General features: G+C 35.0%; 19 protein-coding genes. 5 read left to right on the top strand and 14 right to left on the bottom strand.

The genetic code is table 11. The features are described from left to right. Positions 1 to 56: 56 nt before the first annotated feature. Entirely contained in the window at positions 57 to 746 is a 690-nt protein-coding gene (locus BTR34_RS17770) for a response regulator transcription factor (protein ID WP_068484753.1), read from the bottom strand. Between the two features lie 380 nt (positions 747 to 1,126). Next, complete coding sequence (locus tag BTR34_RS17765) at positions 1,127 to 4,042, bottom strand: DEAD/DEAH box helicase (protein ID WP_068484754.1); 2,916 nt, start codon at positions 4,040 to 4,042, stop codon at positions 1,127 to 1,129. A gap of 1,160 nt (positions 4,043 to 5,202) precedes the next feature. Between BTR34_RS17765 and BTR34_RS17760 the strand changes: the two genes are divergently transcribed. Beyond that, positions 5,203 to 5,658, top strand: coding sequence for a hypothetical protein (locus BTR34_RS17760; RefSeq protein ID WP_068484755.1), 456 nt, complete (start codon positions 5,203 to 5,205; stop codon positions 5,656 to 5,658). Positions 5,659 to 5,920: 262 nt separating this feature from the next. Here BTR34_RS17760 and BTR34_RS17755 read toward each other — a convergent pair whose 3' ends face one another. Further along, positions 5,921 to 6,709 (bottom strand): RloB family protein, encoded by a 789-nt coding sequence (locus BTR34_RS17755; protein WP_068484756.1) that lies wholly within the window; start codon positions 6,707 to 6,709, stop codon positions 5,921 to 5,923. Next, positions 6,675 to 7,934: an AAA family ATPase gene (locus tag BTR34_RS17750; protein WP_244893342.1), complete on the bottom strand. Its 1,260-nt coding sequence runs from the start codon at positions 7,932 to 7,934 to the stop codon at positions 6,675 to 6,677. The genes BTR34_RS17755 and BTR34_RS17750 overlap by 35 nt, the downstream gene beginning before the upstream one ends. Positions 7,935 to 8,670: 736 nt before the next feature. On the opposite strand from BTR34_RS17750, the gene BTR34_RS17745 reads away from it, so the two are divergent. Genes BTR34_RS17745 through BTR34_RS17735 form a run of 3 tightly spaced genes read left to right on the top strand, consistent with a single transcriptional unit; the run spans position 8,671 to position 10,992 of the window. Further along, on the top strand, positions 8,671 to 9,990 hold the full coding sequence (locus BTR34_RS17745; protein WP_068484757.1) for an MBL fold metallo-hydrolase: 1,320 nt from the start codon (positions 8,671 to 8,673) through the stop codon (positions 9,988 to 9,990). 26 nt (positions 9,991 to 10,016) lie between these two features. After that, positions 10,017 to 10,577: a YeeE/YedE family protein gene (locus BTR34_RS17740; protein ID WP_068484758.1), complete on the top strand. Its 561-nt coding sequence runs from the start codon at positions 10,017 to 10,019 to the stop codon at positions 10,575 to 10,577. A gap of 1 nt (position 10,578) precedes the next feature. Continuing rightward, the gene (locus BTR34_RS17735) at positions 10,579 to 10,992 is read left to right on the top strand and encodes a DUF6691 family protein (RefSeq protein ID WP_068484759.1); all 414 of its coding nucleotides are present in this window, start codon (positions 10,579 to 10,581) and stop codon (positions 10,990 to 10,992) included. Here the strand turns inward: BTR34_RS17735 and BTR34_RS17730 are convergent, their stop codons facing one another. The 10 genes from BTR34_RS17730 to BTR34_RS18645 form a co-directional block, all read right to left on the bottom strand. Further along, on the bottom strand, positions 10,993 to 12,420 hold the full coding sequence (locus BTR34_RS17730; protein WP_068484760.1) for a bifunctional metallophosphatase/5'-nucleotidase: 1,428 nt from the start codon (positions 12,418 to 12,420) through the stop codon (positions 10,993 to 10,995). It lies immediately after the preceding gene. Positions 12,421 to 12,664: 244 nt separating this feature from the next. After that, on the bottom strand, positions 12,665 to 14,362 hold the full coding sequence (gene ggt, locus BTR34_RS17725; protein WP_068484761.1) for a gamma-glutamyltransferase: 1,698 nt from the start codon (positions 14,360 to 14,362) through the stop codon (positions 12,665 to 12,667). A gap of 452 nt (positions 14,363 to 14,814) precedes the next feature. Further along, the gene (locus BTR34_RS17720; RefSeq protein ID WP_068484762.1) at positions 14,815 to 15,414 is read right to left on the bottom strand and encodes a DUF6642 family protein; all 600 of its coding nucleotides are present in this window, start codon (positions 15,412 to 15,414) and stop codon (positions 14,815 to 14,817) included. A 145-nt stretch (positions 15,415 to 15,559) separates the two neighbouring features. Next, a complete protein-coding gene (locus BTR34_RS17715; RefSeq protein WP_068484763.1) occupies positions 15,560 to 16,129 on the bottom strand; it encodes a hypothetical protein in 570 nt (189 codons plus the stop codon). A gap of 20 nt (positions 16,130 to 16,149) precedes the next feature. Further along, positions 16,150 to 16,881 carry an NAD(P)-dependent oxidoreductase gene (locus BTR34_RS17710; protein ID WP_068484764.1) on the bottom strand — a complete coding sequence of 244 codons (732 nt, stop codon included), beginning with the start codon at positions 16,879 to 16,881 and terminating at the stop codon, positions 16,150 to 16,152. Positions 16,882 to 16,986: 105 nt separating this feature from the next. Beyond that, complete coding sequence (locus tag BTR34_RS17705; RefSeq protein WP_068484765.1) at positions 16,987 to 18,042, bottom strand: serine hydrolase domain-containing protein; 1,056 nt, start codon at positions 18,040 to 18,042, stop codon at positions 16,987 to 16,989. A 279-nt stretch (positions 18,043 to 18,321) separates the two neighbouring features. Next, positions 18,322 to 18,684: a c-type cytochrome gene (locus BTR34_RS17700; protein WP_244893341.1), complete on the bottom strand. Its 363-nt coding sequence runs from the start codon at positions 18,682 to 18,684 to the stop codon at positions 18,322 to 18,324. Positions 18,685 to 19,001: 317 nt separating this feature from the next. After that, complete coding sequence (locus BTR34_RS17695; RefSeq protein ID WP_068484767.1) at positions 19,002 to 20,348, bottom strand: M20 family metallopeptidase; 1,347 nt, start codon at positions 20,346 to 20,348, stop codon at positions 19,002 to 19,004. Positions 20,349 to 20,513: 165 nt separating this feature from the next. Beyond that, positions 20,514 to 22,322, bottom strand: coding sequence for an adenylate/guanylate cyclase domain-containing protein (locus tag BTR34_RS17690; protein WP_068484768.1), 1,809 nt, complete (start codon positions 22,320 to 22,322; stop codon positions 20,514 to 20,516). Then, complete coding sequence (locus tag BTR34_RS18645; protein ID WP_082960163.1) at positions 22,322 to 23,134, bottom strand: RICIN domain-containing protein; 813 nt, start codon at positions 23,132 to 23,134, stop codon at positions 22,322 to 22,324. The genes BTR34_RS17690 and BTR34_RS18645 overlap by 1 nt, the downstream gene beginning before the upstream one ends. Positions 23,135 to 23,391: 257 nt before the next feature. Between BTR34_RS18645 and BTR34_RS17675 the strand changes: the two genes are divergently transcribed. Next, on the top strand, positions 23,392 to 25,419 hold the full coding sequence (locus tag BTR34_RS17675) for an NADPH-dependent 2,4-dienoyl-CoA reductase (RefSeq protein ID WP_068484769.1): 2,028 nt from the start codon (positions 23,392 to 23,394) through the stop codon (positions 25,417 to 25,419). Positions 25,420 to 25,459 lie beyond the last annotated feature (40 nt).

The raw sequence follows: 25,459 nt of genomic DNA, 5'->3' as shown, positions 1-25,459 counted from the left end.
AAAATAGAAAATTAAAAGTTTTAATTTTACCAATCAATACGCCAAACGGCTTATTTTTAAATCAATCGAAAAGCATCTGCGATTTTTTTGATTTCTGTTCGTTTATTTGTGCCTAATTTTTTGAAGATGTTTTCGCAGTGTTTTTTTACTGTTTTTGGATCAATGAAAAGCAACATGGAGATTTCCTTCCTACTAAGTTCATTTCCTAAATGAGCTAAAACTTCTTTCTCTCTTTTTGTTAAGGTTTTGTATTGAAAAAAGTAAGTTTCCAGAGTCTTGTTCATGCCGAATAGATTATTCACTTTATTTGTCAAGTACTCTATTTCGCGCGGAAAAAGTGATATTGAAATAAGCTGTGTTTCGTTCAATATTTTAGTTGAAGTAAAATGAAACATTGGCTTTTCGTCCTCCCTATATTGCCAATCTTGAAAAAAAGGTATCACATGTCCAATGTCATCCTTTGATAATTCATTCATTAGCTTTCCGTAAGTAACCGTTCTTGTGTATTCAGATTGATGCTTTTCAAAAATCTCTCCTCCTAGTTCATTTAACTCTTCTAATGAATAACCGAGTAAATCACACCCCTGTTTAGAAATATATTCGATACCAAGGTCGGTACGAGAATTCACATGCATTATTCCAGGTATGATTTCAGATAAATCATCCATTGAAATTGTGCCATCATTAATTAGTTGGCTTAATTTGAAAAGTTGCTTAGGCTGGTCACGTAGCTCTTTGTGTATCATGCTGGTAATGGTTAGTGTTGGTTTTATAAAGTTAAGTAATTTTTGTTAAAGCGTTAAAAATGTGATTATTACATTTTAAAATAAGATATAGTCTTAACCTTATTCTGCTTTTTTTGATCCTACTTAAAAATACTACTTTATCATGTTTTCTTTTTTTCTTGATAAAAAAAGAAACAAAAAAATCAAGGCTTACAGATAATTTTGGAAACAATGTACGGGTCGATCGCTAAATTTTAGGATCTATTCTGACCCTTAAGATTACTTTTAACTTTTTCAAACTTTTTACAAATCAACAAAACTTGTAACCAGCTCCCTAAAATTTTTACCGCTCGTCTCCCCTATTGTTTTAGCCAAAGTTCTCTTAGGCCAGAAAAAAAATGTCATTCAGAAGCCCAAATTTCAAGCTCACTTCCAGAACTATTCAGTCTATCTCGTATTATTAAAAGTAATTTTTCTACATTGGTCATATTGTCTTTAAATACAGCAGATTTTGAAAGCCCAGGTTGAACTAAAAAAACCTTATAATTCCAATCTGTTGCGATGAATTCATCATGTAAGTTATTGAGCTCATCTTGTTTTTCATCTAAAATTTTAGAATTCTCTGTATTTGTCACTCGATAGAGCAATTGTTTGATTATTGAACTAGCTCTTATCCAAATAAAATTTCTCATAGCCTGTTGAAAAAGTTCTGTAAAATTTCTCATATCTGCCCCTGGATTGTCTGTACTAGAAAATTTACAATGGAAGAAATTAACCGTTTTTCTTTTAAATGAAAACCAAATTACATCTGCAATTTCCCCTGCGCCATCATCTACAACAATAATATCCTCTTCATCCGAATAATCGTCACTATTTTTAATTACGCTAATTGTCTTTTGTTGTACATTATAAATTTTACCATCTTCTTCAGGCTCCTTAGATTCCTTCTTAACGTCAGTTTCATCCCACCCACCTTCTATTGCCTTAAAAAGCTCGGCATCAAATTTTTGCTGTTCTATTTTTGGCTCAAATAATGTTGTACCTTTTTGTGTCTTTGTATTTTGATATATTATTAGAGGCGGAAATTCATTGATAAAGAGTTCAAAATTCATATTTAATGGATCCTTGAATTGAATGTCCATGAAAATATTTATATCATTTTCTGATACAATAATCCATTTTTTTTCACCTTCAAAGTCAAAAAAAGCTTTTGCTATTTCATCCTCTTCAACACTAATTGTACAATCAATTCTTTTATTATTAGCGGATAAGCTATCAAAATGAATTTCAGGAATAAAACCTTCATAGACTTTATCTCCTTTTGTGATTTTTACAATTTCAATTTGGAAAATTACATTTTCAAATAAAACAGAAATAGGATTGTCTTCAAATTTTTCAACGGTCTTAAATTTTGCCAACCTGGCCATTCTGGGAATTTCAGACTCGTTATTACCAAGTTTAATTAATGAATGAATATGATTGCACCATAAAGAAAATTCTTTAATAGTCTTTCTTTTAATAGCCCAAATTCGACCATTTTTAATAGCAATCCCTCTTGTCTCATCTTCATCGATTCTTGATAATGCATGTCCAAATGAAAATACAGCCCCATCTGAATGATTTATAGCAGATTCCACCTCGAGACCCATTAACATCTTGTATGAAGGGTTAGATGCCCCATTTCCATAAATATTAGACATCCCTACCATAAAATACTGTCCAATTGAATTATCATTTAACCCATTTCTTATATAAGATGCAGGAACTACCTCATATTTTTTTGTATCAAACAATTTTGATTTAATTTGATTCAAAATGAAATCAGAGGTCGTACTTTCAAATAAAAAATCATCAATTAAATACAAAACATGTAAATCATAATCATCTTGAAAAAGTGCCAATTCTTTACCCCAAGACAATGTTTTCTTATGTTTTGTTATTAAAATTAATGGAGAATTAATATTTTCTTGATGAGTAAAGGCTAATTCAATTCCCGAAGGCATCCTATTATGAAACCCTTTTAAAAACTCAAATCCAACTTTCGTCTTATATATTTTTGTGCTGAAAAATGGCTTAATATCATTTGGGTTTATTCCAAATGGGTTTAATTCGCTAGTTTCTAAATCTGGAAACAATGGCGAATTCGAAACAATTTTTTCTACCAGTTCAGGTATTAATAAATCCCAAGACCTGTCAAAATAATACAACTTCTTTACTTCTCCCTTGACATAGTTTCTATCCGCAATTAATGTGGCATTTCCAATTTGTTCTTTATGTATTCTAGAAATTCGACCTATGAACTGTATAGTGGTTGGCAATGTTCTGGGTATATCGTGTAGAACACTTATTTTTAAGGTTGGTATATCTAGCCCTTCTCCGATCATACCAACAGCAATTAAACTTTCGAGTTCTCCTTTTTTACATTTACTTAAGCAGTCTTCATTCAGATATGTGCTATTTCCACTATGAATCAAACCAACTGTTATACCTTTGTCTTCATATATTTTTTTTAATTCTTCTGCAGAATTAATTCTTTTAGTTTTGATTAACAATTGAGCATTTGGATTATTAACTTGTTCAGCTCTCAATTTTTCTATTGCTGCATCAGCTAAAAGGTTATCTTTTTCTTTACTTTCTCCACTTTTAGTATCAACATTTATAAAGCTTACAGGTCTATATATTTTGTCCTTTAATGCCTCTGCCATAGGATAATGATATATTAAATGACCTTGAATTCTTTTTCGGTCTCTTCTGAATGGAGTAGCGGTCAATAAAATTATTTTCGAATCAGGATGATCCTTAAAAACGCTACTATAAATCTTAGCAGGCGTATGATGTGCTTCGTCTATAATTACTAAGTCAAAAAGACCCTTAGGTGGTGCAATATTTTCTTTCATTTCCGAGGAGCAGCTATGCGGAGTGGAAACAATTACATCATAGGGTTCTGTTGCATCTGCCCATGCTGTTTCATTTTTTAAGTATCCTATGTGATTATTTACTCTTGGATTATTTTCGCCTCCATAAGCTTTTATTGTTCTCAATATTTCCAAATCACTAAAGACATCTGAAATTTGTTTTCTTATTACCACTGAAGGAGTGATTATTAATACCTTCTTAATATTAAGCTCAAAACAAATTGCAATCATTAATGCGGTCTTGCCCGAACCTGTAGGCATACTTATTAAAGCAGGTTTATTACTTTTAGTGTAATGGCTTTTGACAGCCCAAACCGCTCCTAGTTGGCACTGTCTAAATCCAATTTCACCTTTGTCAACTTCTAGTTTAAAGTCTTTTTTGTTTTCAATAAAGAATGCCATAGTTTATTAAATAATATTGGTAAATGTGCATTCATGAATGCTTAATCCATAAAGGGAGGGATGTATAAAATTAGTGAATTTTAACAAGTACTTAATTACGGAAAAGTGTAATAAATTAAATAATTGTAGTAACATACCATTCCACACACATTACACTCCCCTCCTACCGTCGGTTCGCATAATAAGTGTTCCATTACCTTTTGAGAAGAAACTTTTTAGAAGAAAAATTTAAGAAAGAGAAGTACAAAATACTTTGCTTTACCAAAGCAAAGTGTCATAACGCAAGACATTATGATACAGATTGGGCTATAAGTATTTTAGGTTAAAACATCTTAGCTGTAAGTCATAATTCTATTATGTAAAATATCCCTAACGTTTATAGTTTTTAAGGAAATTACCAACGGGGTCATCGGCCTTTTTAATTTACGTTTCCTCAAATTTTATACACAAAAGAAATTTTATTCCAAACTTCGAAATTCGAAAACCCTAGCGACAAACCTTTCGTCTGTACTCATAATTTGCCGTTATGTAAAATAGCCGCTGCCAAACGCTCGATTGCTTTTTAAAATCAAATTGCTCAGGCAATTTATTTTAAACACAATTTGCCACCGCTTGCCACCGCCATTTAAAAGCTAGCCTTTTGGGTTCATTTAAAATTCTCGTATTCGAGGAAAAACCCTGCAAGATTTTTTTCTATGCCATTCTCGTCAGCTTGCCTCAATAGCTAAAATTTTCTCTGCGAGTAAAATTCTTAGCCCTTGCTACCTTCCATGTTCCTAGAAACCTTTATTTAGTTTCTATTTGACATAATGTAAAGATATGTCATTATTTAAAATTCTCTTTTAAAATCCGCATTCGATAAAATATACGTTACAAAAAAATTTACGCAGTTCTCGTCAGCTTGCCACAATAGTATAAAATTTCTCGGCAAGTAAATTTCTATACACTTTTTCAATGTTGTGAATGAAAAAATATTTTGTCTGGAAATAATTAGAACAAAATGTTTAAATTTGAAAAGGTGTTTATGGTATGCCTGCTCGTTCGTGCAAAGATTTCATCCGCCATAATTGATAATATAAACCATCAAGGCTTATTATCCGACAAAAGTATACGAACGCATAATCTCTTGGATAATAATCTTTGGAATAAAGGATTATATTATGAATACTATTGATTTCTTTAAACTTCAATCTAAAAACTTACACAGAGATTTTAAAACCAAAAAACCCGTCTCCGACAAGGTAGATCGTGATTGGTTATATGAATATGAGCCAAAGTATTTTGATGTTGGAACAATTATTTACGATTTCAATCTTGATGAAGAAAAATTGACTCTAATGAAAGCTCAGCACATAATTGCACAGATTGCTGGATTTCAGAAGTGGACGGTTTTAATAAAGGCGTCTGACCCTGATTTGAAAATTGCAAAAATTATATACGAGAATCAAGATGTAATTGATTTGCGAATGTGGGTAGATTACATTGCGGAAGCCGAAAGAATGAATCAAACCAATTTTGATTCAGAAACAAAATTGGCTATTTGTGAACAAGTCTTTGAAAATGGAGTTTTCGATGATGTTTTATTTGATTGTTACCTTTTAGATAAAAAATACTGATTAAGTTAAGGATTGAATATTCCTTTCTTTTTTTCTTGATAAAAAAAGAAACAAAAAAATCAAGGCTTACAGATAATTTTAGAAACAATGTACGGGTCGGTCGCTAAATTTTAGGATCAATTGTAACTCTTAAGACTGCTTTAAGGCAATACAAACAATTTTAGAGTCAATAATTTTTGTAACCAGCCCCCTAAAATTCTTAACGCTCCTCTCCCCTATTGTTTTACCAAAATTCTCTTAGGTCAGAAACTAATGGTGGAAATCAATCACAAAGTGTGTCAATTAAAATTTTATCAGAATCATCTATGTCAAAATTTATCAATCTTAAAACTAGTTCAAAAATATTTGTTGAAGACTCTTCTTGAGCGGGATTTTTGTGGTCATGTTTATCATAAATTCTTTTAGCCCTGCAAATTGCTAATTCAACTCTTGGTTTTCCAGATGACGGGTCATTACCTTGCAATAGGGCAAATAGTTCAGGAGTTATCTCTTTTGAGCCGTTACCGTCAAAACTTGCACCTAATGGATTTATTAATTGATTTAGTTTTTTATTATAATCTGCTCGATTTATACTTCCGCCTTGATGGTCTTCAAAATGTAAAATTAGCCAATATTCAAAAGCCTGATGGGTATATCCGACGTGATAATTCTTCTTTTCGGCTGTCCAGATGGCATTATTAAAGTTGTGCGCCCAATTTGGGTCTCCAGGTTTGGGGTCAGCATCAAAAACACACCATACTTCATCGTAGGTTTTAGCTTTTTCTAGTTTCTCAGCCCAATGTACAAGTGATAAATGACTATACCCATCGCCTTTTGGCTCAATTTCTACAGACTTTAATTCAAATTGATTAAAATATGATGGCTCTGTATTTTTACCTTCACAAGCAATCAATATCAAAGGAAGAGCAGTTTTGGAAGCTCTTCGACGATTTAACTTGGGTTCTTCTCTTCGTTGTTTTTTGGTTCTTCCGACTTCATCTAAATGTCGAAACTTATTCGCCCGTTGTATTTGCTTTTTATTCAACATTTTCTTCTTGAATAAATTTTGCATCAATTTTATCAAAGTATTTTAAAAATGGAGTTGCTCCATATTTCCCTCGCAAATAATTAGTTTCTAATGCTTCTTTTTGCCTAACTTTTTTAAAATCCGATAATGAATAAATTGAACCTTCACCTTTCTTATTCTTTTCTACAAACCAAATTTGGTCTCTTCTAAAAAGTCCTGAACTTAATAAATTCGTATCGTGAGTATTAAAAATTAATTGGGCATTGTTAGGATTAGATTCTTTAGAATTAAATAAAGAAACAATTTCACTAACTAAATTAGGATGAAGTTTCGAGTCTAATTCATCAACAATAAGAACGTATCCTTTTTCTAATACATTTAATATGGGACCTGTTAATGCGAAAAACTTTTTGGTCCCTGATGATTCATTCTCATCCATTGAAAAATAAGTGTCAGAAACGAAATTCCCTTCATTATCATATTTCTTTTTTGTTGTGGTTACATCAGTAAAAACAACCTTACCATCTTCTTTCGCTTCTTTTATTATCAACTCTCTTAATCCCTTAGGCATATTTTCGGGCATTTTGTTAATGTCTAACTTTTCAGCCTTAACATCATCAATATTCAAATCAGCTGCCTTAAGGAGTTTTAAAATTTTATTCTTATCATTCTTATTTTCAAGTCTTGACATTGTATAGCCTTGAAATCTTGATTCATCAAGACCTGATAATGTTTTCAATCCACCAAACCAATTATAAATAGATTCAGAATACTCATCATTAAATTGAGTAGCTTTTGAAAGAAATAATTGGTTGTCTCTTACAAAACCTTGTTTAGCAATACTACCTGCTTTTTTAAATCTTTTTGAATGCGTTTCAATATTTTGATTATCCCTATAGAATAACTCTATTTCTTTAGTTTTTGCTTTTTCGTAAAGCCATTCTGAAATGACTTTCTCATTATTTAATTCGAAACCATAACGATATCGAACATCTTTAATAATAAAAATGAACTCAAATTCACTTGGCTCTTTCTCGCTAGAATTGTTAAGTAAAAAAGGTTCTACTGGTATTTCGTCACCAGCATTATAGTCCGTCGCAGAATTAATTATGTAATGCCTAGCAAAACTTAATGCATCATAAAATTTACTTTTTCCACTGGCGTTTGCACCATAAATTACAGAGCTTTTCAAAAGACGTAAATCGAATTTATCCAATTGACTTACATTTTCTTTCTCTCTAATGTTTTTATCATAATTAGAGGCAACCATACTTAAGGTGGCTCTTTCAAGGAATGTTTTGTAATTCTTAACAGAGAATTGAACTAGCATTATAAACGGGTTTTTTGCAGGTTTTGGGTAAAAATATACTTTATTTGTTATATACAATGAATAATTATGAATTTTATTGTCTTTTATTAACAATTAAACTGCCCTAATAATGTTTAAATGAATATTTAGCCAAAGATTTAGGTAGAATGCCATTCCACACACATTGCCCTTCCTCCTTTCGTCGGTCAGTTAATAAGTGTTCCATTTCCCTTTAAGAATAAAATTTTTAGAAAGAAAAAAATTAATGAAGATGGTAATAACTTTGCCCACACACCATCTCGCTCAAAAAAGAAAGATACTCAATCTTTATTTTTATGCCGTAACCAAAACTCAAGTTACATAACGCGGAACATTATAGTACAAATGTTCTTGTATAGCTGTTTATCTCAATTGTACATTTGATAGCTATAATTATATTATATCGAATATCCGCAGCGTATAAAGTCATTATGCGAGTCATCAATAGATACATCACCCTATTTATTTTCACGAATTTCACTATTGCAGATTTAAAATAACTTTAATTAAATTTCCTTAAACTCCATTTTTATAAAATTTTCAAGCAACCTTGAATAAATTTCATTTGAGCAAAAAAAAAGTTTAGTTAGGCTAATGATTACAAGTGTATTCCAATAATTTTAAGCTTGATTACAATACTTTTTAATATACAATGATGATGATTATCAAACAATTTGAATATAAGCCCCTAGCCCATTATTCCTATGCCGTGATTAGCGATGGAAAAATGGCGGTGATTGACCCTGAACGAGATCCCAACCCCTATTATAATTTTGCGAAATCCCACAATGCCAAAATAACCAAGGTATTGGAAACGCATCCGCATGCAGATTTTGTAAGCTCCCATGTACAGATTCATGAAGAAACGGGGGCAACCATTTATCACAGTAGTAAATTGAAAGCCAATTATCCTTTCACCCCATTTGATGATGGTGATACTTTAAATTTAGGCTATGCTGAATTTAAGGCTATACATACACCCGGCCACTCCCCGGATAGCATAACCATTGTTGCCGTGGATGACCAGGAAACCTTGTTATTTACGGGCGATACCCTTTTTGTGGGCGATGTGGGCAGACCTGATCTTAGCGACAATTTAGAGAAAGATGAACGCCAGGAACTTGCCGAGGCCATGTACCATACCATACAGGAAAAATTTAAAGGATTACCGGATAACGCTATCATTTATCCTACCCATGGTGCCGGGTCTTTATGCGGTAAAAGCATGGGAGATGCCCATAAAAGTACTTTGGGCGAGGAACGAAAGAACAATTGGGCCTTTAAAAAGCAGTCAAAAGAAAAATTTGTCAGCGCGCTTTTGGAAGACCTCCCCTTTATTCCTTCATACTTTCCTTTCAACGTCACCATAAATAAGAAAGGAGCGGATAACTTAGAAAAGGCCATTGCCTCCATACCGTTTTCTCAAAAAAGTACAGCTTCAGGGATGCTAGTGGATATGAGAGATGAAAAAACCTTTAAAAAGGGACATTTAAAGGGTAGTATAAATATACAAGCAGATTCTGACGACGCAAAGTTCGAAACCTGGTTGGGTGCCATAGTACGACCAAAAGAAGAGTTTACGTTGATTATCGATGGAAAAGAACATATGGATAAGCTGGTGAACCGGGTGGCCAAAATTGGCTATGAGAAACAATTAAAAAAGGCGATTACGATTTCCGAAGATAATCTAGCAACAATAGAGCAACTTGACCTGAAGGATTTTAAGAAAAACCCTAAAAATTATACCATTGTAGATGTACGTAACAAGAGCGAGGTGGAAGAAGGTAAATTTTTTGAACATGCCATTTCACATCCCTTGCACGAACTGCGGGATACCATAGATGATATTCCTACGGATAAGCCTATAGTTGTGCATTGTGCCGGTGGGTACAGAAGTGCAGCAGGAAGTAGTATCATTGCAAAACATTTAGATACCACCGTATTTGATCTAAGCGATGACGTTAAAGATTTTAAATAATACAAGTAATACGATATAACCTTATGATGAACATAATTTATGAACCTTGGCCTTGGTACATTGGAGGCCCTTTAATAGCATTAGTGATGTTCCTGCTCCTGTTTGCAGGCAGAAAATTCGGTATGTCCTCCAATCTGCGTACCGCTTGTGCCGCCATGGGCGCAGGTAAAGTGGCCGACTACTTTAATTATGACTGGAAATCCAAACGCTGGAACTTAATGGTAGTTCTGGGTGCGATCATCGGCGGATTTATCGCCTCACATTTTATGGGTAATTCCGCCGTAGCCATTAACCCGAAGGTTGCCCAACAACTTGCCGAAGATTATCAAATTACTAGCGCGGGAGAGAGTTATTTGCCTCCTGAAATATTTTCTGTTGAGGCGCTGGGCGACCCATTTATTATCGCTGTGCTTTTAGTGGGTGGTATATTGGTTGGATTTGGCGCACGATATGGTGGTGGCTGTACTTCTGGACATGGCGTATCCGGGTTGAGCAATCTGCAAATACCGTCATTAATTGCGGTAATAGGTTTTTTTATAGGCGGCTTGATCATGGTTCATTTGTTATACCCTTTAATTTTTGCATAAGATGAGATACATTACATATTTGGCAATAGGCATTTTTTTCGGCATTATCATGTTTAAATCCGAAGCCGCTTCATGGTTTCGTATTTATGAAATGTTCCAATTTGGTTCATTTCATATGTATGGAATAATGGGGTCTGCCGTTGTCATAGGGATTATTGGCGTACAGGTTATTAAACAAAGGAATATAAAACCTATAGATGGGGATAAAATGAATTTGGAGCCCAAAGATAAAGGTGTAACACGTTATTTGTTTGGAGGTATCCTGTTCGGTTTAGGTTGGGCCCTTGCAGGTGTTTGTCCAGGACCTATGTACGTTCTTGCCGGAGCAGGTTACGTATCGGTCTTGATTGTAATCGTGGGTGCATTAATTGGTGCGTTTCTTTATGGCCTGCTTAAGCCTAAGATGCCGCACTAACTAAACCAATCTATAAACAGGACGATTACCAGGCTGAAAATCTTTTATTTTTTTCAAATAAGCTATCATGGCCTCCACGGCCTTAATTTTATGTTCTTCCCTTTGTACACCATATTTTTTAGCAACACCCTGGCTCGTTACAAAACTAACGTTATAGTTAGTCTTAGGGTCAAGTGGTGCCCCGTTAAAGTTTATCTCCTGAATACGATGTCCCGTAGGGTTTTCTATGCGCATGTTTATCTGTAATCCCAGACATCGTTTTACATAACCGCCCATTTGGCCAAAAGGATCGCTGTTAAACGTCCGCTCCAAATTTTCTTCCAACATTCCCTTAATTTCTGCCCCAGTAAGGACGACCCTAGAAACCGGAGGGTTCATTGGGGCGATATTATATAAATCGTTTTCAGTGATGTTACCCTTCGGAATGGGCGCTCCATAACGCCAGCCATTGGAAAAGGCAATTTCTGTATCTGTACTGAGCGCTATAGCGCTTAACAACAATTCGTCCATTGTGGAGTTTATGGTAGCGTACCTATGCAGTGTTTGAGTGGTACTACCTACTATTTGTTCCCTGATCTTTTTGTAGGGAAGTATTGCCATATTCACCAATTGTTCAACTTTTTCATCTTTAGGGGAAGATTCGGTTACTTTGATCAACTCATAATCGTATCCCGTGATTTTTTTATCGTCCAGTTCCAAAGTAAAATTTCCCACAAAGGCACCATGACATCCACATTGCACAATGCGGGCATCGCCAACCTCGATAGCTTCATAAATTCGATTATGGGTGTGAGCACTCAAACAGATATCCACACCGGATATTTCTTGAAGGAGACGAACATCCTGTGGAAATCCATTATGGGACAGTAATACAATGATATGGGCACCTTCTCCCATTAATTGTGAAATATATTTGGGGACCTCTTCCCTCCCCGACGTAAATGTCAATCCCTTGGACATTTTTTCTGGCATTACCTTGTCTATTATCATAGCACTGATACCAATAACGCCAATTTTAATTCCGTTTTTTTCAAGCATCATGGTGGGCTGTAAATACTGGGAACCATCTTCATTAAACACATTGCACCCCAAAACAGGAAAATTCAGTCGTTCCTTAATTTTTTGTAGGCGAGTTGGGCCAAAAGCAAAATCCCAGTGCCCTACCAAAGCATCAATTTTTAATGCATTTAAAATGGGAATTACCGCTTCGCCCTTTGTGTCTACTAGTGGTTTAGTCCCATGTAGTGTGTCTCCACCGTCAAAAAGTAAGGTGTTGGGATTCTTCTTTCGAATTTCTGCAATAATTCCTGCCATATGGGCATAACCGCCTGCCGTTTCTATATTTTCACCGTTAGCATTATAAAATAATTCAGGATGAGGTTTTAAATAGCCATGTACATCGTTAACAAAAAGGATATTCAGTTTCATAGGGATTTATTTAATAGTGCTCCGTCATTTATGACATACTAAATTACTCTTAGAAATAGATTGTTAATACTCCATTCCATTCATAATTTAGTCCATTACATTCCACTTTAATCCATCAGTTAAAAAAAAAGAAAAGTCTCAAAGAGCTTTCCTTTTTACATCATTAGCCAAAACAAGGCGTATATTCTAAACTGTTTACTTATTCTAACCAAACTTGTATTTAAAATAAAGGTATATTTAAAAATCAATATCCCGCAGCCTGTCCGTCTTTTCTTGACTCTGAAGCGCCATAATATACCTTATTTTCCAAATCGACGCCAATAGCTTGATATCCGCCATACATTCCAACACCAAAACCTATACGATGTCCTTTTTTATTTAATTCCCTCAAGGTTTTTGAATCAAATCCACTTTCCAAATACAAAGTACCTCCATCCGTCATTTTTGAACCCGTAGGCTGGGAGCTACCGCGATGTCTCATTCTAGGTGCATCGCCGGCTTCCTGCAGGTTCATTCCAAAATCGACCAAATTAACCACTATTTGTGCATGTCCTTGTGGCTGAACGGCACCACCCATTAGTCCGAAACTTAGCCATGGCTTTCCGTCTTTTGTAATAAAGGCAGGAATTATTGTATGAAAAGGGCGTTTATTCGGTTCTAAGGCGTTCGCATGAGATTTATCTTGCACATTAAACATTTGCCCACGATTTTGAAGTACGAAACCCAATTGGTCCGGAACCATGCCCGAAGCGAATTCTGAATAAATGCTTTGTATAAAAGAAACCATATTTCCTTCTTTATCAGCAACTGTTAAATAGGTTGTATTTCCGGTTTCGATGTCCATATCACCTGCTGGATAGGTTTCCGCAGCCTTATCTATGTCAATTAAATCTATTCTTTTTGCAGTATACGTATCGGAAAGCAAAGCCTCTAAAGGAATTTTATTGAATTCTGGATCGGCAAAGAATTTTGCTCGATCTTCGTAGGCCAGTTTTTTAGCTTCTGTAAGTACATGTAAATATTCAGGACTGCCAAAGCCCATAGCAGCAATATCAAATCCCTCCAAAATATTCAGCATTTGTAATGCTGCGGTACCTTGTCCATTTGGCGGGAGTTCCCAAACGTCGTAACCACGATAATTAACAGAAACGGGATCTACCCAATTTGAAGTATGTGAAGCCAAATCATCATACGATAAAAAACCGTTGTGCTTTTTCATAAAAGCATCAATGGTTTTTGCAATACTCCCTTTATAAAAAGCATCCCGTCCATTTTTAGCAATATGCTCATAAGTAGTCGCCAGATCCGGATTCTTAAAAACCTCCCCTTTTAATGGCGGACGGCCATGGGGCATATAGGTTTCGGCAAAACCAGGCTGGTCTTTTAATCCGTCGTAGTTAGATGCCATTTCGTAAGCGATGACCTCTGACACCGGAAATCCTTCACGACCATAATTAATAGCAGGTTTAAGTATTTCCTTCATGGGTAACTTACCGAATTTTTCATGTAATTGAAACCAGCCATCCACACAGCCAGGAACGGAAACTGGCAAAGGGCCATATAAAGGAACGTTCTTCATACCCTTGTCCATAAAATATTCTATGGATAAGGATTTAGGAGCTCGTCCACTTCCATTTAAGCCATAAAGTTTTTGGTCCTTAGCAGACCATACAATAGCAAAAATATCACCCCCAATACCACAGCTAGCAGGTTCTACTAATCCTAGCATTGCATTAGCCGCAATAGCCGCATCAATTGCACTACCTCCTTGTTTTAAAATATCTAGAGCTACTTGCGTGGCCAAAGGTTGACTAGTGGCCGCTATGCCATTTCTTGCCAATATTTCTGAGCGAGTGGTAAAGGTCTCCCCGGTAAGGCGATCTTGGGCTTCGACAGTAAAAAGTACGAGCATTAGTATTAGTGTGGAAAAAAAAATCTTCATTTAAACGGTTTTATAATACAAGTTTATTCATGCACTATGAGTAGTGACCTAAATCTACAAAATATTGTCAAAATTATGTTGGATGAAACTGTTAAGTAACCAAATATTTCAACATAAATTTCCATTCCACAAACACACATTACACTCCCCTCCTGTCTTGGGGTGGCATAATAAGAGTTTATTCATCGGTTCATTGCTTTTTTTAAAGAAGAACATGAACCTCGTCTCTTGGTTTCAATATCTTTTGAGAAGAAATTTTTTAAAGAAAAAAAATCAGGTTCGATTGTAATAACTTTTTCGGGGTCTCATCTCGACTATAAAACAAAGGTTATTAATTTTCATTTTTATGTCGTATTAAAAGCTCCAAATACTTAATGCGCAACATTATATATGATAGCATAAGTTATTATTATTTAGTTGGTAAGCCTAATATGTGAGTATTAACACTAGTTTTAATAATACAACCTAAAATCAAGTAGTTTACAGACATTGTAGTGTCTTTGGTGCAACTCTTCTACGACCTCAAACATATTATCATTTTCTTTAAATAGGTTAAAAAATGCTTTATCTAGGTTTGCGCTGCTTACGCCGTTGAATGCATTTCCAAAGCCAGAAACTGCTTTTGCGTTGGTAATATCTAAAAAATATTGAGCCTCCTCTTCGTCCAGATCTAGAATTTTTGCATTTGAAAAATGTAGAATCTTTCCTTTTAACCTTCCTTCAAAAATTTCTGCAATTTCTTGTAAACTATAGTAGTAATCATTTAAGCAGATACTATTTGCTTCGCCAGTCATAACCATGTAGATAATCTCATAATCCTTAAAATTATGGTCGTCTAAGACCAGTGCATTTAGGCTGTCTTCTAAACCTTCAATAGTGTCGCATGTTTTATAAATACTTGCTATGCCATAGTTCATGGCTAATTGCTCCAAGCTTAGTTGCGTTTCAGTAACTTTTTCGGTTTCTATGTCAGCAACCCCTTCTAAACAATAAATGAAATGGTCTTCATCAGTAGTTTGTTCTTGGGGTACTTTTTGTCTTTTCTCTAGCAAATTTTAGAATTTTGTAGCGTATATGAAAGACAAAATTACTGTAACTGTTTTATTTTCTTTAGTGTTTTAGGGTTAAATATTGGTCCGAACAATTTGCACCTCCCACCTATTTGTAGCTATAATGGTTAGTAGGTATATTATCTATTTAATGCGTTCTACGAGATTTCTTAAACCATTCAATACTAAGCACAAATAGGACGACTAATAAAGCTAAAAAATAGATACTGGTAGAAACACTTTTAATAACTGAAAACGTACTGGTGATATTTGCAGTAGTTTCTGTTACATTTGGATACTTGTTCAGCATTGAGATAATACCTATATTTTCAATATAATCTGCTATCCCAGCTATTATAGGCAATAGACACAGGTATAGGTATGTAGTGTTTAATTTGTGTAGTTTTTTAAGAAAATATGCCAGCACTGCCGCATAAGAAATTCCAAAGAGGAATGGGTAAATCATATCTACAGGAATTTGTGTTGTCAAATACGTTTGGCGACCGTTATCCCCAAGCGTACTAAAAAGATTATTTACATATTCTAGATGATATCCTGCGGGCATCATATCTAATAATTGCAATCCGTTAGAAAACTCCATTGTAGCCGGAATGGTAACTAATAGCATATACGCGTAAACGATATTGGTGAGTAAGAAAAGCACTAAAACGTTTTTTCCAATGATGTATTTTTCGATATGTTCTATGAATTTTACCATCTTTCTGCTATGTTAAATAATCAATTGTTTTGTGCTGTACTGTAAATAACAGGCATTTGTCCTTTCCATTTTCTCCATAAGTTTTCGTCATTAATAAGGCTCGCCATAAAATGAGCAACATTAATGCGGCTCACTTTGCCGGCATTGAAAATAGCACTGCGTGTGGGGGATTGGAAAATCTCGTAATCGTTTACCTGATCTTCGTTAATTAATCCGTCTGGTCTTACGGCAACCCAATCAACAGCGCTGTTGTTTTGACCAATTTGTGTTCGTAAATAATCGGCAGCATTTTCATTATCTACATGAGGCGGCAATAACACGCGAAGTAGACCAATAACACATTTTTGAGCAAAGAAAATAGGTTCGTCTATATCACGATTACGAACTCCGGTAGTGTTCATTAAAACAAACTTTACGGAGCTTTTCAAATTGTTGGCTTTTATAGCTTTGCATAAGCGCCGGGTAGCCTCTGTCACCAATTTTCTAGGTTGTCCGTACATGCCTTTTAAAGTTAAATTGTGCCCAAGACAAGTTGCTACTGCATGGCAATCACTTACCAAATCTTGCATTTCAGAATCGGTTAGGTTTAAAATACTGGCCGTAATAATTTGAAGTTTGTCATTGCTTTTCCAAGATTCGGGTAACTTTTCGGGAGACCGTACAATTATTTTTACTGAATTATTTTGATGCAGCAATTGCGTTACCAATTGACTACCTGTGGCACCACTGGCACCTACTACTAAAACTGTCATGTTGATTGATTGATTGATTGATTGATTTGTCTTTAAGACGATTTTACAACGAAATTGTTACATATAATAATTATAAATTAATGATATATAAGTAGTTATATTGATTTAGAGCTGTTTTACTTTACGTAGTATCTTAACAATTCGCGTATGTGTTATTTGCAATAAATTCCATTGATAGCCTTCAAAATCGGTTGTGTTCATAAATTGAACAACAACTGCGTCAATATCTTTATGGTATTCTGCCATACTTTGGTATCCTGGAATTAATCCGCCATGATTAAACTCATAAATAGACCCATAGATTTCCATCTCTTTTTCATTAAGTAAAGAACCATCGTTTAAGGCTCTTAAGAAGATACCGACATCTTCAGCCGAGGCAATCATAGACCCATAATCTGTTGTTTTTATATCCTCTTCAACACCTATGTAATAACCACTCATTAAATCGTCCATCTCTATTTTAGAAATTGAGCCATAGGTATTTTTAAGTCCTAGAGGAGTTAAAATATTATCTTTTATAAATTGAAAATTATGTTGACCTGTAACCTTTTCAATAAGCATAGAAAGCAGTAAATAATTAGTGTTAGAATACTCGTAATCCTCATTAGGTTCAAAATCTGCTGGAACATCCAATATGAGTTCTAAAGCCTCTTTACTTGATTTTGGTGGGTCATTCCAAAAGTTTGGAGTTTTAGTAAGATTAGGTATCCCACTTCTATGTTGCACCATCATTCTTATAGTGATGGTTTCTGCATGTTCAATTCTGCCAATTAGTTCAGGAAAGTAATCTGCCAGCGTATTATCGAGCGATAAGTGGTTGTCATGTACCAATTTAGTAATGGCTACGGCATCATATAATTTACTAATACTTGCTATTTTGAATAAAGCCTTTGGGTTTACCGGTATTTTCTTTTCTGTATTATGATAACCTGACCCATAAAATGCTGGCGGTTTTCCGGCTTCATCAACATAAACAATGACACCGTCAAAGCCATAACTTAACGACTGGTCTACTTGCTCTTGTACTGTATTTGGTAAGGGTAATATCCAAGCCTTTACTAAGATCCAAGGCACAAACCATAAGGATATGAAAGTACTAACAAATAAAAAAATTCTAAATAGTTGTTTTTTCTTACTGATCTTGTTCTTAGTATTCTCCATTAATCTATATTGTTGCTGTTATTTACAGGATAAAAATATTTAAGATAAGGATAAAACGAAACTGTGAAATACTGAACTGTAAAATTTTGAGGATGAATTGATTATACCTTAAATTAAAAAATCTAATTATGTCTTCCGGACCTTTGCCTTTTATAGCGTTTATGAATACATTGTGACATAATTTACAACCTTATAGTACACATGCCCGAAATGAGTAAAATCCATATCATTCAGGCGAAAAGCGATAGGCTATTTTCTTCTTATTCTAAGTAAACTTATCTATTCTGGGTTTAGTTCATCTACATGAAGCATATATGTGGCAATGGTTTTTAGTTCTTCATCGGAAATATTCTTTAAAAACCCGTCAATATTTGCTTGCATAATGGCCACTTGACTAGCTGTGGTATCCACAATTGGATTAGCCTTACCCTTTAAAAATGAAACGATATCGCCATTTTTTTCTTTGTAGATAGTCATGATTTCTTTAACTGAAGGGCCAACTTTTTCCTTGTTTACATCATGACAAGTAATACATGTTTTTTCTGAAAATAATCGATTCCCAAGAAAAATTTGAGAATCCTTACTCAATGGTGCACGTTCAGGAACAGTAGTTTCCGTTACCTTTTTTGATTTTTCTCCCATATTACAGCCACACACCACGAGAAACACAATTAATACTGAAAAAAAGCGCATATTTTAGATACATTACTAATGACACATCTAAAATATAATAAAAAGCGTTGTGAAATATCATTTGGTAGACACATTATACTCATCTTTTACAATCCCCTAAAAAAATAAGTACGCTGTAATTTTTTTAAGAAGGTATTTTAAAAGAAAAATGTCATGGAAGATTTTACTACTTATGCATATAAACTACTTAGAAGAGGATTATTCTTATTTATCATTTAAGGCCAAGTATACGCTTAAAAATACGCACTTCGCATTTGTAAAATTTTTCAATTGTTACCCCAACCAGAAATCGTATCGACCAATACGGCCACTAATTTTACGAGGTCATCAATATCCACCCATTCATCAGGCAAATAAAAATTTCCACCAAGAGAACCAATTCCATATGCCGGTATACCTAGCAAACGAATAGGATAGCGAATATCGCCCGCGTAATGGTTGGGATAGGCCGTTGGTTCTTTCCCCATTATATCAGTTATTGAAGAACGTAAAATTTTACTTTCTGTAGATTCCCAATCTGCAGCACCTGGATTCGTCATATAACCCACACTTTTAAGTTCAAAGGTGTAGCTATTTTCAGCAGTTGATTTCGCTGCTACAAATTCCTTGATAACTTTATTAGAATCATCAACGAGTGCCTTCCATGTATGATTTCCTGAAAACTTAAGTCTAAAGGTTACGGTTACTTTATCGGCTACGGACCCAATTCGGTCACCACCATCAATAATTCCAATATTTACAAGCACATCTTTATATACAGTTTCTCTTAGAATTTCTAACAACTCTAAGCATTGGTCAACTGCACTACCACCATCATCCCATTTGGCTGAATCTACGCTACCAATTTCCAAAGGTGTACCACGCCATCCACTCATTTGTAATTGTAAGTCTGCTATACCTTGAACCGAATTTTTAATGTCATCGAGTCCACGACCTGTTTCGGCAGGATGTACATATAATATTGCATTAAGATTATGGTCAGTATTGCGTATTCGTTCAAAAACAGGAAGACTACCACGACCACCACCGCCTTTGCCATGCAGACTCATTACCACAGGCAACGGTTTTCCCATTTTCTCTAAAATAGTTGCAGAAACTAACATAGCCGCTACTCCCGCCTTATCGTCTGAGGTGCCTAAGCCATAAAACTTGTTACCTATTATTTTTGGCTCAAAAGGGTCAGTAGACCATCCTTTTTCTATTGAATGGGTATCAATATGCGAGAACATAGCAAATTGTTTCCCATTCTGTTCTTTAGGCCAACCAACAACATTCGTAAATGGACCATCACCTGCAGGATTTGGAGTCATGTATTCAGGATGTTCTTTGTAAAGACTTGGGCGGTCTGCGCTTTCTTCAATTAGATAGGGTAGTTTTGATAAGTACTTCTTTACTAACTCCTGCGCATTGGCTGCAGATTCTCCTTCGATACTTTGTACTCTAATTAAATTTTCTAATAAATCAATAAGCTCTTTTCTGTGTTTTTCAGCCTGTTTAAGAGCTTTGTTAGATGGATTTATTGATGACAATACAGGAAGAAAGGGAAGTATAGCCATGGCTTTTGCACTGGTCTTGACAAAATTTCTTCTAGGAATCTGGTTTTCTTTTCTCATCAATAGCTGATTTATTTATGGAACAAAAGATAAAAGATTTTTTTAGGTTACCATCATTTTAGAATTTAAAAAATAGTAATTAGATTTTTTTATAATAGTAAGGTGGAAAATCTATAGGTAGAAAATATACTTATGCTTTAGGCTTATATATTACTAATTAAGTATTTATCCTACCACGGTTAAATCTACTTTTTTTATACCTTGAACAAAATACATTTTTATTTTCCCTCTATTCTTTGCTTCAATTTCTCCACGGTAATCACAATTGAAATCAGCTTTTATAAGTTCAAAAGTACTGTTAGATATATTTATTCTACCAGGTTCCGACATGGACTCCATTCGGGAAGCTACATTTACGGTATCGCCCCAAATATCATAGGCGAATTTTTTTGTACCCACTACCCCAGCCACAACAGGTCCGGAATTAATGCCTATACGGATATCAAAAGTTAAATCACTTGCTGCGACATCTTTCTTGGTTTCCTCAACAAATCCAGCAATTTCGAAGGCGGCAGTAACCATTCGTTGGGCATGGTCTATTTCAGAGTCGTGCAAACCGCCAACACACATGTAGGCATCACCAATGGTTTTAATTTTTTCTAAGTTATGTTTATCAATTATGGCATCGAATTTTGAAAAATAAAAGTCTACAGTTTTAACCAATTCCTCTGGCGATAAATTCTCTGAATAGCTAGTAAAACCTTTAAAGTCTGTAAATAATACTGAAACGGAATTGTACTGTTGAGCTTTTACCTTGCCACTAACTTTCAGTTCTTTGGCGGTATCCTTAGGTAAAATATTAAGCAATAGTTTTTCTGATTTTTTCTTCTCTTTTGATATTATTCGGTAAAACCATAAGGAAGCCAATAAGAGTAAACCAATAAATCCTAAAACAATTAATTGATTTCTTTTTTGTGTTTCTAATAATTCAACTTCTATTTGCTTTTGTGAAACTTCAAAATTGGTACGTTGATCTGCCAATTGCTGCACTTTCTCAATGTTGAGTAAACTATCTCTGTAAGTAATATGCTTTTTGTAGTGACCATAAGAAACCACTAGGTCACCTAAAATTTCATATAATTCTGATAATTTAAGGTTAGCATCCGCTATTTGTTCTCGTAAACCATTTTGCTCTGCCAAGGTTAAGCTTTTTTTAGCATAACTAATGGCAGTTTCATGTTCTCCTTTCTCTGCATAAATATCTGCCATTGTCATTAAATACACACTAACGGGATAATAATCTTCAAAGTTTTCCAAAATACCAATAGCATGGTTAATGTGTTGTTCGGCAAGTTCGTTATCCCCTGTATTAGCGTAGACGATTCCAATATTACCTAAGTTATACGCTTTGCCGATAGCATAATCTACTTGTTCAAAAAACTGCCCCGATTCTATAAAATAAACTAAGGCTGAATCATATTTTTTATTAGTCAAGAGCGCATCACCGGCATTCAAAATAGTCGTTGCCAAACCTACGGAGTCTTCTTTATTTCGTAAGGTTTGTCTAAGTGTTTTAATTGCCCTTTGGTAATAGAGCATTGCATTTTTATGATTATTAGAAATGGTGTAGACATCAGCAATTGCTGCATAAGACGTGCCTAGCACAGGAGTAAAATTTTCTTTTTCTGCTATTTCTGCGCATTTAAAATAGGCTTCTAAAGCACCTTCCAATTCTCCACTATATTGCTTTGCATTTCCTTTTTGAAAATAACCATAGCTAAGGTATGTACTATTATTACTTAATTTTGATAGGCTTATCAGCTCTTCTGAGTATTTTAAGGCTAATTCAAAATCATTAATTTCATTAAACGACAGGTCGTTAAGCAAATCCAATTTCTCCAAACCTTGGACCGTATCTTCTTTATAAATTACTGCTAGCTCATCTGCAATTCGTTGATCTTGAGAAAGGGCATAACTACAGAATAACAAAAAAGTACTTAGAAGTAAAAAATAAGCTCTGCTACCAAATTTCATTATTTTGTTTTTGGTTGCATTCTAAGCCTAGGGTCCTGCGTATAAGTTGTGCCACCTATCTTGTAGGTAATACTATACGCCTCCTCAGCACCAGAGGGCAAAGAACCAATAATACCAACCCAAGTACCATTATTTTCTGCTGAAGGATCAACAATAAATAAATCTGTTCCTACAGGTTCAAAAATGTTATCTAAACTCGAGATATTTCCCCCTTTTTGCCAAGTTACTACATCGCCAGGGCCAACTAAGGTCGTCATGGCTGCGTCGCCCGCTGCTGTATTTGCATTATGACCTTCTTCATCAGATATGCTTGGCGGAAACGGATTCGCAACGGTTGCACTAACGGTAACCGTATGTGTAACTGGTGTAGCATCGACAAAAAGAATTTTCCATAAAAAATTATCGGTTGTAGGCGTATTACCTTGACAGGCCACGGTGCCATTAGCATTGCCGCCATTAAATATATTTAAATATTGCCCACTACTTTTTACTTGAAAAAAGCAGTATCCGGGATTTTTAGGGGCATTCGTTGGTTTCCATAAAAAATTGTCTGTTGTAGGCGTATTTCCTTGACAAGCAACTGTGCCATTTGTATTACCACCATTAAAAATATTTAAGTATTGCCCACTACTTTCTACTTGTATTAAATACCAACCGGGATTACCAGGCGCATCTATTAATTTCCATAAAAAGTTATTCGTAGTTGGTGTGTTACCTTGGCAAGCAGTAGTACCATTAGTATTTCCTCCACCTGATATATTAAGATATTGGCCACTGCTTTTTACTTGTAATTTAAAATAGGTAGTTATCATAATTGGTTCTTTTAGTTTAGTTCTTCCTATCAATTTAAAATAGATCTAAAGAAAAATGCGAAGCAGTTAGGATGAAGAGCTTTAAAAACTGTCCGAATGCGGTTATTTACTTTTCGGAATTTATATGGTTTGTAGAAAAAATTTTCTTCATAATAAGTAGTAAACCGTATAAACCTCAATAAGTTCAATTCGAAAAAAGAGCGTATCTTGCTTTTTATTATGCGTGCATAATAAAAAGCAACTAAAAGTAAAGAATAATGACCAAGTACAAACACATTTTTGAACCTATAGACTTAGGCTTTACCACCCTTAAGAATAGAATTTTAATGGGTTCTATGCACACCGGACTAGAAGAGGAAAAAAATGGATTTGATAAAATAGCCACTTATTATGCCGACCGCGCAAAAGGCGGAGTCGGATTAATAGTAACTGGGGGAATAGCACCCAACGTACAAGGTTGGACGGGTCCTTTTTCTGCGCGCATGAGCACTAAAAAACACGCAAAACACCATAAGGTCATTACTGATGCCGTACATAAAGAAGGTGGTAAAATTTGTATGCAAATACTACATGCTGGCAGGTATGGCTATCATCCTTTTGCAGTGGCACCATCTGCTATAAAGTCTCCCATCTCCCCTTTCAAGCCATTTAAGCTTAAACAGTCTGGCATTAATCGTACCATTCGTGATTTTGTGAATTCTGCTAAACTTTCAAAACTAGCAGGTTATGATGGTGTAGAAATTATGGGTTCTGAAGGCTATTTAATTAATCAATTTATTGTAGAAAGAACAAATAAACGTACCGATAATTATGGTGGCAACTATGGAAACCGAATGCGTTTACCGATTGAACTCGTAAAGCAAACACGTGAAGCCGTTGGTAAGGAGTTTATTATTATCTATCGCTTATCAATGTTAGATTTGGTAGAAAAAGGAAGCACTTGGCAAGAAGTGGTTGCATTAGGCAAAGAAATAGAAAAAGCTGGTGCCACTATTATAAATACAGGAATTGGTTGGCATGAAGCACGCATACCCACCATTGCAACATCTGTACCTAGAGCTGCTTTTACATGGGTTACTAAAAAAATGAAAGAGGAATTATCTATACCGTTAATTACTTCGAACAGAATAAATATGCCAGAAACTGCTGAAAAAATTTTAGCGGAAGGCCATGCTGACATGGTTTCTATGGCGCGACCTTTTTTGGCAGATCCAGAATGGGTTAATAAAGCAGAAGCAAATAAGGCAGATGAGATAAATACCTGTATAGGTTGTAATCAGGCTTGTTTAGATCATGTTTTTGCCCGAAAAGTAGCGAGTTGTTTGGTGAATCCGAGAGCATGTCATGAAACGGAGCTAAATTATAACCCAACAGAAAAAAAGAAAAGAATAGCTGTTGTAGGAGCTGGTCCGGCAGGCTTGGCAGCGTCAACTGTAGCAGCACAACGCGGACACGATGTAACGCTCTTTGATGCGGAAAAGGAAACGGGAGGGCAATTTAACCTTGCAAAGCAAATACCCGGTAAAGAAGAATTCTACGAAACCATTCGCTATTTTAATAAACAATTAGAGTTACATAATGTAACTGTGAAATTGAATACAAGAATAAGCACAGAGGATCTTGAAAATGGTAATTTTGATGAAGTCATTTTAGCCACCGGAATAAAACCTAGAAATCCAAAAATAGAAGGTATAGAACATCCTAAAGTACTTAACTACATTGATGTTTTAAAGTTTAAAAAACCAGTAGGTAAACGAGTCGCAGTTATAGGAGCCGGCGGAATTGGTTTTGATGTATGCGAATATTTAGCCCATGAAGGAGAAAGTACTGCTTTAAATATCGATGCATGGCTTAAGGAATGGGGAATTGATAAGACTTTAGAAGCTCGTAGCGGTATTGAAAATGTACAGGCAGAAATACATCCATCGCCGAGAGAGATTTTTATGTTTAAGCGTAGCAAAGGTAAGTTTGGGGGTAATCTAGGTAAAACTACGGGTTGGATTCACCGTTCTACTTTAAAAAAGAAAAAGGTGCAGTTTATTAACGAAGTTCAATATACTAAAATAGACGATGAAGGTTTGCATTACCTACAAAATAACAAGCAGAAGTTTCTAGCAGTCGATACTATAGTTATTTGCGCGGGGCAATTGCCATTTAAAGAGCTTTTAGAGCCATTACAAGCAAAAGGAATAAAAGTACATGTAATTGGCGGTGCCGATGTAGCTGCTGAATTAGATGCAAAAAGAGCTATTAATCAAGCTTGTAGATTAGCAGCTGAAGTATAATAATTATTCCGAATACCCAAGTGGGAACTTTTTATAATCA

It is taken from the genome of Maribacter hydrothermalis (assembly GCF_001913155.1).
Taxonomy (GTDB): Bacteria; Bacteroidota; Bacteroidia; order Flavobacteriales; family Flavobacteriaceae; genus Maribacter; species Maribacter hydrothermalis.
The sequence above is the reverse complement of the archived record's forward strand: the minus strand, read 5'-3'. Positions and strand labels throughout refer to the sequence as shown.